Origin of the sequence: Maribellus luteus (genome assembly GCF_003576475.1) — a bacterium.
In the GTDB taxonomy this organism is placed as follows: domain Bacteria; phylum Bacteroidota; class Bacteroidia; order Bacteroidales; family Prolixibacteraceae; genus Draconibacterium; species Draconibacterium luteum.
Genome location: NZ_QWGR01000011.1, coordinates 34,801 through 54,393, shown reverse-complemented (window position 1 = coordinate 54,393; position 19,593 = coordinate 34,801). Strand labels below are relative to the sequence as shown.

Sequence of the window (19,593 nt, the reverse complement as noted above, 5' to 3'; positions counted from 1 at the left end):
ATGGGATCTACAACGCATCAATACAACAAGTTCCAGGTATTATCAAACCGCACCATCAAAATCGGGATTGGGCTGCTGGCCTCTATCCTGACATTTGGCACCGTGGGTTATTATTTTATCGAGGGCTTGAGCCTGCTCGACAGTATCTTTATGACCGTGATTACCATCTCCACGGTGGGCTTCAGATATGTGGGGCACGAGCCAACCGAGATGGGGAAAGTGTTTACCATCATACTTATTATTCTGAGCTTGGGAAGTTTGGCTTACGTAGGCTCCAACCTTGCCCGCTTTATTTTTGACGGAGAATTGGCTAATTATATAAAAACGTACAGGGTGGACAAAAAAATTGCAAAACTGAAAGACCATGTAATCATTGTGGGTTACGGGAGAAACGGCGAACAGGCGGCCATGGAACTTTCTGAAAACGGAGTTGAGTTTGTTATTCTCGACAAGCGCGACAACGTGATCTCGCGCATACGTGAAAATCCGGAGTTGCTCTACATAAAAGGCGATGCCACGCACGAGGATGTTTTGGAACAAGCCGGCGTTCATAACGCGCGGGCCCTGATTGCCACCACCCCCAACGATGCCGACAATGTATTTGTGGTGCTTACCGCCCGAAGCATGAACCCGGGATTAACGGTGATTAGCCGTGCTTCGGAAATTGAAAGCCAGATGAAACTGAAACGTGCCGGTGCCACCAACGTTATTATGCCCGAGCGTATTGGCGGACAGCGCATGGCAAAACTGGTTCACCAACCCGATGTGGTGGAATTTATCGAATACATCCTGCTTCAAAGAACCCGGGATGTGGCTTTGGAAGAAATATCGTGCCGAAACCTGGCGCAACAGTTTGTCGGGAAATCGATCGGCGAATTAAAAGTACGGGAAAAAACGGGGGCCAATATTGTCGGGATCAAAATCAGCGGGGCACGTTATGTTTTCAATCCCGATCCCAACATGATCCTGTCGCGAAACGACCAGCTTTTTGTGCTTGCCAACCAGGAACAGATCACGAGACTAAAAGAGCTGATGACTTCAGAGAAATGATATCCGTTGTTGTTTAGTGTGAATATCGGACAACGATTGCAATCATCATTTAATTTAGAATGTACTTCCGGGAATCTGGTAACGATACACTTCTTCAACCACTGTTCAGTATTTCTCAATTCTTCAAATGACTGTTAGGAACAGAAATATAAGAACTCGGCGTTTTCCCTACCTGGTTTTTAAATACCCGGTAGAACGAAGACCGCGATTTAAAGCCGGATGCTATTCCGACTGAGTCCAGCGAATGATTGGCTGGCAGTGTCTCCAGCAAACGAATACTGTGTTCAACACGGTGCTGATTTACCAAATCATAAAAGTTTGTATACTCCGACATCTTAATCATCTCCGTGATTTTATAACGGGGAATATTAAAAGCCTCAGCCACACCAGCCAGGGTTAATTCAGGTTGCAGGTAAAGTTTCTCCTGCACAAACTGATGAATAAACTTCTCCAGCGCTTCTCGGTTTCTATGCGGGTAATCCGGCTCTTTCGATGGTTTCGGTGTATTTTTCGCGTCAATTTCGTCATCAATAAACGAAAGATCGGGCTGCAAAATGGAATGAATAAAAAAGTAAAACCCGAAAAACAACAAATACATGTAGGTGAGGGCATACAAGTACTGATTTACATAAATTCCAAACAAGTGGAGCCCAACCAGCAGGCATTCGGCCATGAACAAAAACGCAGCAACTTTTATCCAGTGCAGGTTATTCGAACCGATGTTGGTGATTTGCTGCTTCAGTTTAAAGCGATATTTCCGGTATAAATTGTAATAAATCAGGTACGAGTAGACAACACACTGTACCAACGCAAACGACTTTCCGCTAATCGAAAGTACGTTAAAGTAAAAGTTGTTCTCGATGCTTAATTTCATGTAACTATTGTCGTTGAAATTAATCCTGCCAATTACTTCATGTGCATGATTCGGAGCAATGGCCAGGCCGAGAATTAACTCAATTGCCATCGGCGCAAAATGCCACAACTCGATGAGACGGATACTTTTGTTTTGCTGCCCAAGTTTTACCAGGTAGAGGTAATAAAGTGGCAATAAACTTACTTTGATGGCCGTGTTAATGTAAACCGAGTAATTTATGTTCAGATCGAAGCTGGCCAGCACCGGCGGAAGAACGTGAATGGCTTTCAGAAAAAATGCAATGTACAAATAGGAAAGTCCTTTTTTATTCATCGACTGAGCCACATAAAAAAGAATAAGAGCAAAGGCAAAAAAGATAATAAAGACGATGAAAAGGATGAGCACAGACAAGTTCATTGATGTCAGGTTTATTTAGAGCGCGAAAATATCAAAATGCCTCGTTTATCCATCAAATAAAAAGTGCGATTGCCTATTTTTTTGATACAAACAGCATGTTGTGCGGTTATTTTCCCAACGAACAATTCCTGCTCATTATAAAGCCTCCAACACTGACAAACCACCCTTTTTGCACTTATTGAGACAAGATTGTGCTTATTGAGACACCTTGTTTATTGCACCTGTTTTAACGTGGATTTACTTTTAAGCCCATTACAGGAGTAGTAAGTTTCCCGCCCTAAAGGGGGACATTCCGGATAACAAAACCAACATCAATGAAGAACAATTTACTGGCAGCAAAATGCCTGCTTCTCGCGTTATGCATTTCCATTTTTGCAACTTATTCATCCGCCCAGATTCAATCCGTAACAGCCTCCTCCGGAGCTTATCTGCAGGGACAAAATGTTACGGTTTCCTACACTTTGGGTGAAACAATCATCACCACACTTGAAAAACCGGACTTGAAAATAACACAGGGATTTCATCAAACAAATTTACTGGTAACTGCCATCGACGAATTGGAGAAACTGACAATTAAGATTGAAGCCTATCCCAACCCTGTGAACGACAACTTGAACTTGGCTATAAGCGAAATATTGCCGACTGAAACATCGTATGAACTTTACAACAGTTTTGGGAGGCTGATTATCCGCAAAAAGCTGGATGCCCTAAACACCAGAATCTCTTTTCAGAACCTGGCTCCGGGGGTTTACATCCTGAGAGTGAGCAAGGAAGCTACTGCTTTAAAAACCTTTAAAATCATAAAGAAATAGGCGGGGAAGCCAATCCCGGTCCGAAAGCAGACAACAGGAAGAGCTCCAAAGGTCGGACGAACGGACAAAATCACACAACGCGTTAAAATTGTCACAAGATCAAAACAAGCAGATACTCATGAAAAATTTCACAAGCCTCATTATTGCACTTTTTCTTACCTTAAGTGCTGTTGCGCAAACCCCGGGAACATTTAACTACCAGGCAGTCATTCGCGATGCCTCAGGCAGTGTTCTCTCCAACCAGGAAGTAACCATCACCGTCTCTGTTCTGGAAGGTGAAAACAGCTCCCCCATTTATACTGAAGACTGGAATTTGCAAACCAATACGTTTGGATTGATAAACCTCGAAATTGGCTCAAAAGACCCGGAAACTTTTCAGGCTATTCGCTGGATGAATGGCCCCTATCATTTGTCGCTAACGGTGAACGGCGAATTTTTAGGAACCAGTCCCTTACTGAGTGTGCCTTTTGCCCAGTTGGCACAGCGCGTTGTAGAAGGCGGCGCCGACGATGCCGACGCCGACCCCTTCAACGAAATCGAACTACCGGCACAAAGCGGCAACGCAGGGAAGTTTCTAAGCAGCGACGGAACACAACCTTTCTGGACGGGTATCAGTTTTATCCATCTCACCGATGTTCCGGCCAATCTTGATACCGACGCAAGCGACGACTTTAGCGGCTACTATTACGATTTAAAGAATAAACCCAAGACCATCACTTCGGCTCAGGCCAATGCCATTGAAGCACACACTGCATTAATAAATATTCTCCGGTTGAAAGCAAGCGCCGATAGCACTTACTTCAAAACCCTGATAGAGCAGGAAGCTAACAACCGAATTGCCGATGTAGATACAGAAGAAGCTGCAAGAATCGCAGCCGATGCAGCACTGGCAGCAAAAAACCAAAGCGACAGTACCTATTTTCAGAATGCCATCGATGCTGAAGTAACCAGCCGCCTTTCAGCAGAAAACGCACTTCAGTCAAAAGCAAAGGCAGATAGTACTTTTCTCAGAAACCGAATCGAACAGGAAATCACCGACCGTATTGCGGATGTAGATACAGAAGAAGCTGCCAGAATCGCAGCCGATGCAGCAATGGCAGCAAAAAACCAAAGCGACAGCACCTATTTTCAGAATATAATTGATACGGAAACTGCCAGTCGCCTTTCAGCAGACAATGCCCTCCAGATAAAAGCAAAGGCCGATAGTACTTTACTGAAGAACCGAATCGAACAGGAAATTGCAGACCGCACTGCGGATGTAGATACAGAAGAAGCTGCAAGAATTGCCGCCGATGCAGCACTGGCAGCAAAAAACCAAAGCGACAGCACCTATTTTCAGACTACAATTGAAGCAGAAGCGGCAAGCCGCCTTTCAGCAGAAAACGCACTTCAGTCAAAAGCCAAAGCAGACAGTACTTTACTAAAGAACTTAATCGAACAGGAAATTGCAGACCGCACTGCGGATGTAGATACAGAAGAAGCAGCCAGAATTGCCGCCGATGCAGCACTGGCAGCAAAAAACCAAAGCGACAGTACCTATTTTCAGAATGCCATCGATGCTGAAGTAACCAGCCGCCTTTCAGCAGACAATGCCCTCCAGACAAAAGCAAAGGCCGATAGCACTTTGCTGAAGAACTTAATCGACCAGGAAATTACCGACCGTATTGCGGATGTAGATACCGAAGAAGCTGCAAGAATTGCCGCCGATGCGGCAATGGCAGCAAAAGCAAAAAGTGATAGTACACAAGTTCAAACTGCAATCGATGCAGAAGTTGCCAACCGGATTTCAGCAGACAATGCACTCCTAACAAAAGCAAAAGCAGACAGTACTTTACTCAAAGACCTGATAGAAAAGGAAATTACCGACCGCACTGCGGATGTAGATACAGAAGAAGCTGCAAGAATCGCAGCCGATGCAGTACTGGAAGCAAAAACAAAAAGCGACAGCACCTATTTTCAGAATATAATTGATACGGAAACTGCCAGCCGCCTTTCAGCGGAAAACGCACTTCAGTCAAAAGCAAAGGCCGATAGTACTTTGCTGAAGAACTTAATCGAACAGGAAATTGCAGACCGCACTGCGGATGTAGATACCGAAGAAGCTGCCAGAATTGCCGCCGATGCAGCACTGCAAGCAAAAAACAAAAGCGACAGCACCTATTTTCAGAATACCATCGATGCTGAAATAACCAGCCGCCTTTCAGCAGAAAACGTACTTCAGTCAAAAGCAAAGGCCGATAGTACTTTGCTGAAGAACTTAATCGAACAGGAAATTGCAGACCGCACTGCGGATGTAGATACCGAAGAAGCTGCCAGAATTGCCGCCGATGCAGCACTGCAAGCAAAAAACAAAAGCGACAGCACCTATTTTCAGACTACAATTGAAACAGAAGCGGCAAGCCGCCTTTCAGCAGAAAACGCACTTCAAACAAAAGCAAAGGCCGATAGTACTTTACTGAAGAACCGAATCGACCAGGAAATTACCGACCGCACTGCGGATGTAGATACAGAAGAAGCGGCCAGAATTGCCGCCGATGCAGCAATGGCAGCAAAAGCAAAAAGCGACAGTACCTATTTTCAAAATGCCATCGATGCTGAAGTAACCAGCCGCCTTTCAGCAGAAAACGCACTTCAGTCAAAAGCAAAGGCCGATAGTACTTTACTCAGAAACCGAATCGAACAGGAAATTGCAGAACGCACTGCGGATGTAGATACAGAAGAAGCTGCCAGAATTGCCGCCGATGCAGCACTGCAAGCAAAAACAAAAAGCGACAGCACCTATTTTCAGACTACAATTGAAGCAGAAGCGGCAAGCCGCCTTTCAGCAGAAAACGTACTTCAAACAAAAGCAAAGGCCGATAGTACTTTGCTGAAGAACTTAATCGAACAGGAAATTACCGACCGCACTGCGGATGTAGATACAGAAGAAGCAGCCAGAATTGCCGCCGTTGCAGCACTGGCAGCAAAAACAAAAAGCGACAGCACCTATTTTCAGACTACAATTGAAGCAGAAGCGGCAAGCCGCCTTTCAGCAGAAAACGTACTTCAAACAAAAGCAAAGGCCGATAGTACTTTGCTGAAGAACTTAATCGAACAGGAAATTACCGACCGCACTGCGGATGTAGATACAGAAGAAGCCGCCAGAATCGCAGCCGATGCAGCACTGCAAGCAAAAACAAAAAGCGACAGCACCTATTTTCAGGATGCAATTGATGCAGAAGCAACCAGCCGGATTGCAGCAGATAACGCCCTCCAGATAAAAGCAAAGGCAGATAGTACTTTACTGAAGAACCGAATCGACCAGGAAATTGCCGACCGTACAGCAGATGTAGATACAGAAGAAGCAGCCAGAATTGCCGCCGATGCAGCACTGCAAGCAAAAACAAAAAGCGACAGCACCTATTTTCGGGATGCAATTGATGCAGAAGCAGCCAGCCGGATTGCAGCAGATAACGCCCTCCAGATAAAAGCAAAGGCCGATAGTACTTTACTGAAGAACTCAATCGAACAGGAAATTGCAGACCGCACTGCGGATGTAGATACCGAAGAAGCTGCAAGAATTGCAGCCACTCTAACTAATTTACAGGCCATTAAAGACACAGCATCCCAGATACGCGCAGCTATTCCCGATGTTAGTGGCTTTCTGAGCAGCGAAACCGATCCTGGTTTCAGCAGTAGTCAGGCTGCTCACATTAACGCAACGGATATCAGCAACTTGGCAAACTTGTCGGGGAAAAATACCGGAGACCAGAATATCAGCGGCATTGCCATCAACACGCAAGCCATTAAAGACACAGCATCCCAGATACGCACAGCTATTCCCGATGTTAGTGGCTTTCAGCTGGCCTCCGAAGACGGTGATATCAGTTCTACCAACGAAATTGAATTACCGGCACAAATAACTAGTGATGCAGGCAAAGTTCTGGCTGCAAATGGTTCAGGAGGCACAAGCTGGACAACAATAGGAGGTCTTACCAATTGGACAGAAAGTACGTTTACTTTCGATTCAAAATATGGCGTAAAATTAACGCCAAAGAGTGTACAAACAAATGTGGATATCGTTTTGCAACCCAAAGGAACAGGTGCCATTATTGCCATCCAGCCGGATGGTAACCGATACGGTGGAAACAAACGCGGAGCAAAAGCTGTCGATTTGCAGCAAGAAAGAACTTTTGCTACGGAAGTTGCCAGTGCAGATTATTCTTCAATTGGCGGAGGAATCCGAAATACAGCAAGTGGACTGTATTCCTCCATCAGTGGAGGTTACGCGAACCTGGCAAGTGCCGAAAATTCAACGGTTAGCGGAGGACAGCAAAATCAGGCAACTGGTCCCAGTGCAACGGTTGGTGGCGGCTATATCAACAAGGCGAGTGAATATGTTTCCACGATTGGAGGTGGGTACGGAAATGCAGCCAGTAACTGGATGACTACAGTAGGTGGCGGAAATGCCAATACCGCCAGTGGAAATGGAGCTACAATCGCTGGTGGAAATAAAAATACCGCCAGCAACACTTATTCTGCAGTTGGCGGTGGAGACACCAATACCGCCAGTGGTTCGTATAGTTTTGTTACTGGCCGCAAAAATACAGCACAATCGTATGGCGAAACCGTTTTAGGATTTTATGCTACGGTAGGTACAGGAAGTGCAAGTTCGCCGATAGCAACCGACCGTTTATTTGTGATCGGAAATGGAAATAGTACAACTCCGAGCAATGCCCTTACACTTCTAAAAAATGGTGAAATGACCATTGCCGGAAACCTGACAACCAATTCAGACAAACGTCTGAAAACCGACATCGCCGATTTTACGGCAGCACTGGAACTGGTTAAGGCGCTGCGCCCGGTAACTTATCGTAAAAAGCCTTCGCTGACCAGTACCGACTACGGAACTACCGAAATCGGATTTATTGCCCAGGAAGTGGAAGAGATTTTGCCGGAAGTGGTACGAACTGCGAATACCGAAGATGCGCTTAAGTCGGTTAATTACAGCGGCATTGTACCGGTATTAACCAAAGCCATCCAGGAACAGCAGGCCGAAATCACTGAAATAAAGGAACAGCACCAGGCCGAAATCAATCGCTTAAAGCAGGAGATCGAACAGCTTAAAGCCCTGATACTTGAAATGAACCAGTAAAAAATTGCGGGCAAACCAGTAACCGTTTGAGTTTTTATTTTCCTTTTGTATGAAAGCAAAGAAGTCATCACGATATACTTCCATGAAACCAAACAAACACCAACCTATGTTTGCCCGAAACAACCGTGCAGCAAGCTTTCCCGGCTTCCGGATTGCTTGCCGCACGGCTGCAGGAAGGGAATCACAAAAATTTCTTGCCTGTTGCACTGCTGCGACAAGCAAACTACAACATTTTTTTGCGTGTTGCAGCGCTGCGGCAAGCGAGCCACAAAAATTTCGGGCATGCTGCAAAGTTGCAGGAACGAAGCCACAAAAATTTCTTGCTTGTTGCAAAGCTGCGGCGGGCAATCCACAATATTTTTTTGCTTGCCGCAGCGCTGCAGGAAGCCAGCAAAAATATTTTCCGGCGAATTACACGGCTGCAGCGAGCCTGTCTATGAGCCAATTACAACACCTACGTTTGGCGTCCTCACCCCTAATGCCCTGATAGCCTCATTCCCCGTGAGGCTATCACTTTTTTCAAAAACAAGGCTGCCCCAAAAGTAAAGTTTCACGGAAAGGACATCCGGCTTTGCCAAACAGAACACAAAAACGAATGGTGAGTACTCTGCCGCTTTTGCACTTCTTATGTGTCTTTTCGAAAGTTCATGATGAAGTTTGGGTGTCATGAACTGATAAATGGAAGTGGACTGAAAAGCCCGTACATTTCAGCCCGGTGCAAAACGATCCTCAATTGACGGGAAGATTTTAATTTCCCTTCACTTCCTGAAACATCTGATATTGCTTCTCCTGCAACCTTAACGGATCTGCGAATTTGTGTACAGAAAAGTATTACCACAAAAAAGCCGTCCCAGACAGAACTGAGACGGCTTTTCCGTAGTGGCTTAACCCGTTATTTTCGGTCGAATATCAGCTTTTTAACAACCTGCTGCTCTCCCTGTTTAATGCTTACAAGATAGAAGCCTGCAACCTGGTCAGACAGGTCAAATTGAATACGATCGCTGGCACGGAACTCTTTGCGAAGAACTTCGCTGCCCGACGCACTGAAAACGATAATTGCAATGTTTTCATTGCTTTGCGACTCATTCCCGACATACACCTTTCCGGTGGTTGGATTCGGATACATCGTGATGGCAAACAACCCTTCGTTTATGTCGCCAATTCCGGTTATCGTTCTCAAAACACACAGTTCAAAAGTATCTGTGGCGGTGGCACCTGCCGGGTCCTCAACTGCAACAATAATGTTGTAACAACCCGTGTCGGCCGTCTGCGGCGTAAAATCAAAAACAAATTCGCCGGCCGTTTCCGTTACTTTCATCCAGGCCGGAACAGTATCATTTTCTACCGTAAACGACCATACCAGTTCGTCTCCGTCCGGGTCGGTGAACATTTCGCCGGGCACTTTACTCAGCGCCAGGTTCAATACAGCGCCTTCTTCCACTTCCTGGTCAGCAACCGGGATAATCAATACCGGAGCATGGTTCCCCGCTTGAACAAACACCATAAACGTATCTGTCACAAAGGCTCCTTCCTCATCGGTTACCCGAACAACCACCTGCGCCTCCCCGGTTTTGTTTGTTGCCAGAGATAGCTCCAACTCAGCGGTTGATTCGTTTGAAGTATAAGCCACCGCCATGTTTTCGATAAGATCCGTATTGTCAGTGGCAGCACTAATGCTTAGTTCCTGCGCGATGCAATCGCCGCCGTCGGAAATGCCGGTCAGGCTGATCACCACTTGCTGGTCTTCGGACGCGGTAACACCGGCCACAGGATCGAGGGTCGGCACCGCATTTGCGCTGTTTACCGTTACCGAGAATGAAACGGTATCTTTTGCACCTTCCAATGCAACTTCCCAGGTTTCTACCGTTGTTCCGACCGGGAATACACCACCGGCACCCAATCCGTCAAGCAGTGTGAGTGTTGCACATGACTCGCCTGTAAATATTGCAGGATAATCCACTGTGGTTTCACAAACTCCGGCAGGTAATTCAACGTGAATATCTTCCAGATTTTTGTCGGCAGAATAGGAAACAAACACTTTTGTTTCGCAGCTGCTTTGGTTACCGGCTTTATCGGTAACACTGACTGTTACAGGTATTGAATCACCGATGTTTTTGCATTCGAAAATACCCGGCACAACATCAACGATCAAGTTTTCAAAAGTGGTAGCATTATCAAAGCTTCCTGCTGCCAGAGCTGTTATATCATCCACTGTAAGTTGATATGTTTTTCCCGCAGACAACCAAATGCTGATTGGATTACAGGCAACTACCGGTGCAATCGTATCGTTAACCGTCACTTTCGATTCGCAGGTCCCAACGTTTCCATTCACATCAATAACATACAAGTTCACGGTATTGTCGCCAAGGTTGGCATCGGTAAAAATACTTTGTGAGATTTCTTTCTGTGCGATTCCGCAAGCATCATCAGAACTTTCTTCCAGCATCGGAACTTCCACTTCTGCAATTCCATTTTCATCTAAGTATACCTCCAGGTCGTTACAAAAAACTACCGGTGCGAAATTGTCATATACTTCCACATTTGCGCTACACGTGGCAGTATTTCCACCCACATCGGTTACTGTTAGTTCTACGATATTATTGCCAACATTGCTGCAATTAAATTTAGATTTGCTCAGGTCGTGAGAAACAATCCCTCCGGCATCGAATGCGCTATCCAAAATATACAAAGCGTAAAGACGAGAACTCCCATTTTCGCCTAAATTAAGACCAATGTCTTTACACGACACTACCGGCGCAATGGTATCCATCACCGTTACGGTAGAAACACACGAAGACACATTCCCGTAGACATCCGTTGCACTTAATTCAACAAGGTTGGCACCCACATCTTCGCCAGTAAACTCAGTCTTACTTAAACTCATACTTGCTATTCCGCATGCGTCGCTCGATCCATTATCTAGAGATGAAAAATCGATAATGGCAATTCCTGTTTCTCCTACATGTAATGTAGTATCTCTGCAAATAACGGTTGGTTGAATGGTATCCAGAACTGTAACTTCGGAGGTACAACTGGACCAGTTTCCACTTGCATCAGTTACCTTCATCGTTACGATGTTGGTTTCCAAAACATCCGAGCAACCGAATTCGGTGATATCGGTGTCAAACGTATATGCACAAGCATCTGCCGAACCATTGTCTACCGAATCTTCGGCAATGGACGCAAATCCTGCGGCATCCAGGTAAACCGTTATTGGTTGGCAAATAGCTATTGGAGAAATGGTATCAAGAACGGTAACTGCAGACGTACAACTGGACCAATTCCCACTTGCATCTGTTACCGTCAGCGTTACTATATTGGTTTCAAAAACATCTGAACAACCAAATGCGGTCGTATCGGTGTCAAATGTAAAGACACAGGCATCAGCAGAACCATTGTCTACCGAATCTTCGGCAATGGAGGCAAATCCTGTCTCATCGAGGTAAACCGTTATTGGCTGGCATGCTACTACAGGAGAAATGGTGTCAAGAACTGTAACCTGGGCTAAGCTTAATGCCTGATTTCCGTCAATATCAACAACGGTTAAGGTTACATTTTGTGTTCCCAGGTCACCACAATCAAAGCTGTTTTTACTAAGGTACATGGTATCAATTCCACATTCGTCAAACGAACCTTTACCAACAGAGGATGCCATCAGGCTTGCAATACCATTTGCATCAAGATACAGCGTAGTATCGCGAGCAAGAACGATTGGTAGCGTTTTATCCTCAACCAATACAGTAAATTCAGTAGTTGATGAATTTCCTGATTTATCTGTTACGGTTTTAACAACAGTTGTCTCACCTACCGGTAAAAAAGATCCGCTTTCAGGAATGTAATTTACTTCAACATCACAGTTATCCTGATCAGAAAAACCTTGAGCAATCTCAAATTCGACAATAATTGTTTGAGATGGTCCGTTGCAGGTAGCGGTCCCCGCACCTCCCCAATTGGAATTTCCAATACAGGGACGAATTATGTACTCATCATCTTCACACATACATGTACTTCCTGCCGCGCTAAGCTCTATTCCGTTACCACATAAACCGACTCTCCACTGTCTGCCTTCAAAATCGACAGATATGTATGAACCTGTTCTGAGAGCATCGGCGATTTGCGCTACTTTATCGGGATCGGTAATTGAAACTCCGATGGAATCCATTGATCCCTTAATCGTTACACTCTTATAAGTATAAGAAGACGACAAATCAGCTCTAAAAGCCTCCCAGTCTTCACAACTTGTAGATACTTCACGTTGAGCAAAATCTGCCGAAAACCGTATGACATCATAATAAACATTCGTGCCACATCTATCGGCATCTGCTTCCACAGTTATGTTATCGTGTTCGGTCACAGGTGAGATTGTATCCAGAACTGTAACAACAAACCATTCACTACCAACATTGTTATTGTTATCTTCCACTGTTAACTGGACAAGTACACCATTCGATCCGGCATCGAGCATTGAACTTTTTAACCCAACCGATGTGGGAACCGAAGTAGCATCAATATCGCTGCAATCAAAAGTATTCTGAGAAATAGAAATGGTTTTAATGCCACAATTATCGGTAGAACCAGCATCAACATCAGAAGAATCGATGGAGGCAAAGCCTGATTCGTCGAGATAAACGGTAATATCTTTTGTTTGTACGGCAGGAGAAATGGTATCTAAAACAGTTACAACTGACTGGCAACTGGCAGAATTGGAGTGAAAATCACTTACAGTCATAGTTACGATATTTTCTCCAATATCACCGCAATTAAAGCTGTTTATATCCAGAGTATGAGAGAAAATTCCACAGTTGTCAGTTGAGCCATTTTCAATTGCCAACGAATTTAGAGCAACACTGCCATCGGTATCAAGAAAAACATTAATATCCTTACAACCTGCTACAGGAGCAAAGGTATCGATCACAACAATCTCAATACTGGCAGTGCTTTCACATCCCTGGAAATCGGTGACCGTAACGTTGTAAGTACCGGCTGCCACCCCGGAGACTGAAGTCGTTTTTGCGCCATTCGACCATAAATAACTATAAGGAGATGTGCCACCAATAACAGAAGCTGTCATGCCACCGTCGGATTCTCCGTAACAGGAAGCCATTGAATCGGCTACAACAGAAGCAACCAGTTTTGCTGGCTGAGTAATAATTGCTGACGCGGTATCTTTGTTGCCACCCAGGTCAGTTACGATAACAGAATATGCTCCTGCATTCAACGAAGATATGGTATTTGTTGTGGCAGAACTGTTGAAGGTACTCGAACCATTTGACCAAACATAACTGTAATTTGGAGCTCCCGGGGTAACTGTTGCTGTTAAAGAACCGTCATTTTCGCCATTACATGAAACGTTTGTTTGTGTGGTTATTGAAACTTTTACAGCTGGTATTGTATTTAAAGTTGCGTCATAAGTTGACGCACTGTAGTCAATACCATCGTTTACGGCAAATTTAAACGAAGTATTGGTGGCTACTGTAGTATAATACTGAAGGTTTCCCGCGTCTAAATCAGCCTTGCTAATCATTGCCCCATTTGCCAGTTCTTCACCTACATCAAAGGCATCATTCTCTGTAACAGCACCATCAACATATAATCTTCCACTCGAAGGGATTGCCACTATTCGAATGTGATTTAAAGGATCACTTTCGCCGTCAGCATAACCAAAATCTGAAGTATAGAAGGAATAAACGACATTCTGGTAAGGGCCAGGAGACGCTGTAAAATCATTGGCAACAGGCACGCCATTAGCAGTCGTAAAACTTTCTTCATTCCCGTAATAGGTAACACCCCCGCTCGTAGTTGCATAAGCTCTTACAAAATACTTCTTTTTCGCTTCCAGTCCGGTTATTGAACCACTAAACGGAGCTGAAACTGAGCCATTGGTTGTTTTATTATCCAGAATAGTCGGCATTCCTGAAGTGTTCCAACATAAACCGATTGCAGAAAAAGTATTGCCATCATCATCGGTAATTTCGCCTCCTCCAGTTGCACTGTTACTTTCAATAGCGGTAACCGAAGACGTAGTTAACATTACGAACGATTGCCAGGAAAGGTAAGGATAACCATCGTTTTTCAGGGGATCAATACTCCATGTACTGCTGAAATTCCATCCGGAATAGGTGTCCTGTATTTGCATTTCCTCAGTCGTTCTTCCTGTTCCCGCAGTACTGATTGATACTCCTGACGCTTGCGTATCCCAGTATGAAGAAGTAATTGGTCCTCCGGCAAAATTTCCAACAAGCCCATTGGCATTAGCCCCACTTACCTGACCGGCAGCATAAACATTGGTTAGTGTTCCATTCAGAAATGCGATAAATCCCCCCACATAAGAAGTACCGAAATCGTTGATAACATTCACCCTCGCATAACAATCCAAGATCGTACCTTTATAATTATTCCCGGCAAATCCTCCTGCTGTATTATTTCCTTTAACCGTTCCCGTTACCCAACAGCCTTCTACATGGCTCCCAGTATAGACTGTACCAAACAACGTTCCTGTATTACCACTCCCGGTAATATTGGCATTATTCATTCCAAGATTTCGAACAGTAGCGCCATTTATGTAGCCAAACAGACCAACGCTGCCTTCACCGGGTCTGTTAATATAGAGGTTGTTGATCGTTTTCTCGTTGCCATCATAGAAACCGGTAAAGGGATCATTATTCGAAGGAAAAGAAACAATCCATCCGATTGGATCAAATCCTTTACCTCCGTTCCACGAAGAAGTGGCTGATGCATCAATATCAGCCACTTGAATAAAATATGCATCCCAGTCCTCCGGATGTTCTGATAAGTATTTTAAATCCTCTAACCTTGCTATTTGATATGGATTTGCTATCGTTCCGGAACCTCCGGAGTAATTCAATAAAGTAGTAAAACTTACTTCATCACCATACCCTGTACCAACCGAATTTGTTGCATAGGCTTTTACATAATAAGTAGTGTTTCTTGATAATCCGGTGATTGTGCTTACGAATGTTTCTATTCCGCTACCATCCTCGGTTTTACTATCTAATATGCTTGGGTTGGTAGAAGTGCTCCAGCAAACACCTTTTGCCGTGATGTATGAACCTCCATCTGAAATAATATTTCCTCCGCATACTGCTGAGCTATTAGTAATTGACGATACGCTACTTGTACTTACATCAGATTGAATGGATTCAATTACGGCATCAAAACACATGGTCATTAAAAGTCCTGCATTTCCCCCATTGTGTGAAAATGAGATCGAGCTATAGTCCGAAGTTGAACGTACAATAATTCTAACACCAACAACAGCTGAAGGGATTCCCAAGGTTATTACATTTCCAGATATCTGTATGTTCTCAGGACAAGAACATTCATCAATTATTATCTCAGGAGTTCCATTATCTACTGTTATTGTAACTATTTCTCCGTTGTCTGCAGCTGTAATATTGTAAACCATATCATTCACAGGAGTTGAGAATGTATTTGTGAAAGTGGCAGGTCCACTACTACCGATGTATACACTATTTGCTTTAGTGGAAACACCACAATCTGTATAAGAGCCATAGTACCTTGTGTATGTTCCCGTTCCTGAACCAGTAACGGTTAAACCGTCTATTGTGAATGGGAAATCAGAATATCCTTTTTCATTTTCACAGGAACTTACACTTGCTGATTTGAGATTTTTTTGATCTAAGACCTCTGCCATATCCGGAGTGACAGGATGATTAACGATCCCAATATCAAGAATTTGCGCTGTTTGACTAAATATGTCAGAAAAACCTATAATGAATATGATCAATAGGAGTAAGGATTTTTTTTTCATTCTTTGGTTTGTTAATTGATATTATAATGTTTTTTATTTCAGTTTAATCCATAGTTGCCCAAAACAGTATCATTCGGAAATCTTTCGACAGGAAATTCATCCCAAGCACCTGGCATTAACATAAGCAACAAGTAAATTTTCCTCATAATCATCATTTTGTTTTTATTATTGAATTTGGTTTACTAATAAGTGTCAATTTCTATTTAGCTAACTATACACCTTCCCCAACCTTATCTTCTACGCTTATAGCAGCTTACGATTAAACGACATTACTCCTCTGTATTGATGGCTGTTGATCGGGAGTAAGAAAATCATACGCAAAGACAAAGAGTCACAAACATGTTAAAGGCTCTGAATAAACCACCTACCTCTTACCGACCCAACAATCAGAAAAGTCTCTTTTCCTCTCCTGCCAAAACTCTAATCGGATCAGTTCTTTTTTATTCGGATCTCCTTTTTCGGATTTGTCCCCACTCAAAAAACATTGGATGGGTAAAATTCACAAAAATACCTCTCCCCTGCATGAAAGGAAAAAAGGGAGATCACACATTAAAACAAATTGATTCTAACTCCTGAATATCAACAATAAGCGCCACGGGTTTAAAGATTTAATGCACATACCGAAAATAAGTATTAAAAACCGGTCATTATTTACCATATGTTAAAAAATAAGGCAGATAATGAAGAAAATATCAAACACTTTTGCGGCCTACCATCAAGAGGAAACATGCTAATTTTCAACAATCCCTCCCTCACAGTTGTTATACTCTTACATTCAGTAAATTATGTAAATAGTAAACCTGACTACAACCTATTATGCAGCTACGATACTTTGCCTTGCTATATCTATTGTTGCTAGTTCCTTATATTGCAAAGCCTCAACCACCCGTTGTGTTTGCCGATGGAAACGAAATAATGGAGACCCGCCTGTTTATCAGCAACGATGAGCACTTTGATATCCCTGCATTGCTTTCTTCCGGTTTGATCGAGAAATTTCAGTCCTTTCCTGAGAAGTACCTTATGAAATCTGCCGAAACATACTGGATACTTATGACGCTCGACAGTGCCAAACTAACACCTGATACGCAATGGTACATCAGCTTTGATTATTGGGACAAGATTGAAATGTTCTACCAGGATACCTCCGCCATTCTTTCGTGCCAGGCCGGGCTGCGCAACAAAGAAAACGACCCGGCTGTTGATGACCTGACCAATATCCCAATCCAAAAAGATCAATTGATAAGGGGCAAGTATTTTATTGCCCGAGTAAAAGATTACAAAAACAGGTATTTTCTCAACAAACCATCCTTGGTCAACCAGGAAACACTGGCTTTTTACCATCATTTTATTACTGTTTCTTCGTTTAAAAGAAACCTTCCCTATTTCCTGTTTATCGGTGGGATTTCCCTGATGATCGTCTATTTTCTGGGGATATTCTTCCTGTACCGCGACAGGCTTTTTATCATTTACTCGGCTTACCTCCTTTCGCTGCTGCTCTACCTCGGAACCAGAACAAGTATCATCCTGGAATTTTTAATGAGCAGTGCCCCCTTTATTCACCCCTTGTACAATACTGTAATACAAGTGATCGTCAATATCTGCTACTTGGTGTTTTCCATTGCCTTTCTGAACGCCCAATATGATTTTCCGAAACTCTACCAATTCATAAAAGTCTCCATCTACCTGCTGGTGTTTGTGGTAATTCTGCAACTGTCGATATACGCGGTGTCGCCTTTCACGGGCTGGGAAGAAACCATTTTGAATGTGGAAAGGTATTACATGATTGTGTTTAGCCTGGGGGCCTATGTATACATTCTCCGGAAGTATAAAAAAAGGATCGTTCTGTTTTTTCTCGCAGGTAGTTTCACTTTTTTGCTTGGCGGAGTAACGGCTCTTTTACTAAAAGACATACAATTTATGATGTACGGCGCCGCTATCGAGGTTTTTATTTTTTCGCTCGGGATGGGCTACCGAACCCGCCAGATTGAATTGGAAAAAAAATCGATCGAGAGTGAAATTGCCAAAACCGAACTAAGCGCCCTAAAAGCCCAGATGAACCCCCACTTTATTTTTAACTCACTGAATTCCATCCGCGCCTATGTGATCTCCAACGAAATAAACAAAGCCTCGGAGTACATCACCAAATTTTCGAAATTAATCCGTCTGATACTTTACTATTCGGCTAAAGAGAACATAACACTCCGCGAAGAAGCCGATACCCTTGCGTTATATGTACAACTGGAAGAGCTCAGGTTCAGGGAAGATTTTGGTTTTGAAATCAACATTGCTCCAGGTATCGATACCACAAATGTGCTGGTTCCGCCGCTTATTATTCAACCCTATATTGAAAATGCTATCCGGCATGGTTTAGCCCCCAGTACCCGGGATAAAAAACTGGAATTGTTTGTGGCCACCGAAAACAGTAAAATTATCATCCGGGTAAAAGACAACGGAGTGGGCCGCCGGTTTTCACAAAATCATACTTCAAAACCCAAGGGACATCAGTCGATGGCAATGGACCTTACCAAAAAGAGAATCGATTTAATCGAACGCCTGCACACCCGCGAAGAAAACATTATTATCAACGATTTATACGCTAACAACCAGGCTGCGGGAACAGAGGTCACGCTAAAACTCCCGCTGGTCGAACTTCAACCTGTGAGAAAGCATTCAGGCAAATCACCCAAAATAAAAAAACAACCTTCGTTATGAAACTCAGAACCTGTATTGTTGACGACGAAAAGCATGCAACCGAAACCCTCTCTTACGACCTGCGCGAGCGTTTCGACGAACAAGTTGAAATTCTGTTTACCAGCAACAATCCCGTAGAAGGGCTAAAGAAAATAAGAGCCGAAAAACCTGACCTGGTATTTCTCGACATCGAAATGCCGGGCCTTTCGGGGATCGACATCCTGGAGCTTCTGGAAGACCTGAATGCGGATGTTATTATTACCACGGCACACGAAGAATTCGCTATTCAAACAGTTGGCACAAAAGCCATCGCTTACCTGCTAAAACCGGTGTTACCCGACGAACTGGAAAAGGTTGTTCACCTGGCCATCCGAAACCGGCAAAAAACACAGGACCCCAACCGGAATGACAAAATTGCCGTTCCGGTTTTTGACGGAATCGAGTTTATCAACTATAACTCCATCATTTACATAAAATCGGACGGAAATTATTCGGAGATTTACTGCACCGAAAACAGAAAAATTATTGCCAGCAAAACGCTTAAACATTTTGAGGAAATGCTTCCCGACAGTGTTTTTATCCGCATTCACAAATCTTACCTGGCTAACCCCGGCTTTATCACCAAATATTTTAAACGCGATGGCGGAGAAGTGCTAATGAGCAACAATCAGGTGCTCCCGATTGCCCGAAACCGGCGGGAACAAGTTATCAAACTCATCCAAAACAACCACTGACAAGCCGGTAGTTACCATTCACACATACGCACTTTCATAAAAAACGGGAGAGCCCTAATTTGACGCATCAAAAGACTAACAACAACGCCATCTTAATCACTCCGCTCCAT

The 19,593-nt window shown here is 43.8% G+C and carries 8 protein-coding genes; 6 read left to right on the top strand and 2 right to left on the bottom strand.

Annotation, left to right across the window (positions count from 1 at the left end; genetic code table 11):
- Complete coding sequence (locus D1614_RS16880; RefSeq protein ID WP_119439151.1) at positions 1–1,050, top strand: potassium channel family protein; 1,050 nt, start codon at positions 1–3, stop codon at positions 1,048–1,050.
- A gap of 115 nt (positions 1,051–1,165) precedes the next feature.
- Here the strand turns inward: D1614_RS16880 and D1614_RS16875 are convergent, their stop codons facing one another.
- On the bottom strand, positions 1,166–2,320 hold the full coding sequence (locus D1614_RS16875) for an AraC family transcriptional regulator (RefSeq protein WP_119439150.1): 1,155 nt from the start codon (positions 2,318–2,320) through the stop codon (positions 1,166–1,168).
- 314 nt (positions 2,321–2,634) lie between these two features.
- Between D1614_RS16875 and D1614_RS16870 the strand changes: the two genes are divergently transcribed.
- From D1614_RS16870 to D1614_RS16860, 3 genes are all read left to right on the top strand, one after another.
- On the top strand, positions 2,635–3,132 hold the full coding sequence (locus D1614_RS16870) for a T9SS type A sorting domain-containing protein (RefSeq protein WP_119439149.1): 498 nt from the start codon (positions 2,635–2,637) through the stop codon (positions 3,130–3,132).
- Between the two features lie 118 nt (positions 3,133–3,250).
- Entirely contained in the window at positions 3,251–8,266 is a 5,016-nt protein-coding gene (locus tag D1614_RS16865; RefSeq protein WP_119439148.1) for a tail fiber domain-containing protein, read from the top strand.
- Between the two features lie 110 nt (positions 8,267–8,376).
- Complete coding sequence (locus D1614_RS16860) at positions 8,377–8,706, top strand: hypothetical protein (RefSeq protein WP_119439147.1); 330 nt, start codon at positions 8,377–8,379, stop codon at positions 8,704–8,706.
- A 452-nt stretch (positions 8,707–9,158) separates the two neighbouring features.
- Here the strand turns inward: D1614_RS16860 and D1614_RS16850 are convergent, their stop codons facing one another.
- A complete protein-coding gene (locus D1614_RS16850) occupies positions 9,159–16,058 on the bottom strand; it encodes an HYR domain-containing protein (RefSeq protein WP_119439145.1) in 6,900 nt (2,299 codons plus the stop codon).
- 816 nt (positions 16,059–16,874) lie between these two features.
- Here D1614_RS16850 and D1614_RS16845 point away from each other — a divergent pair.
- Positions 16,875–18,770: a sensor histidine kinase gene (locus D1614_RS16845; RefSeq protein WP_119439144.1), complete on the top strand. Its 1,896-nt coding sequence runs from the start codon at positions 16,875–16,877 to the stop codon at positions 18,768–18,770.
- Positions 18,767–19,483 carry a LytR/AlgR family response regulator transcription factor gene (locus tag D1614_RS16840; protein WP_119439143.1) on the top strand — a complete coding sequence of 239 codons (717 nt, stop codon included), beginning with the start codon at positions 18,767–18,769 and terminating at the stop codon, positions 19,481–19,483. Before D1614_RS16845 ends, D1614_RS16840 begins: the two co-directional genes overlap by 4 nt.
- Positions 19,484–19,593: the final 110 nt, after the last annotated feature.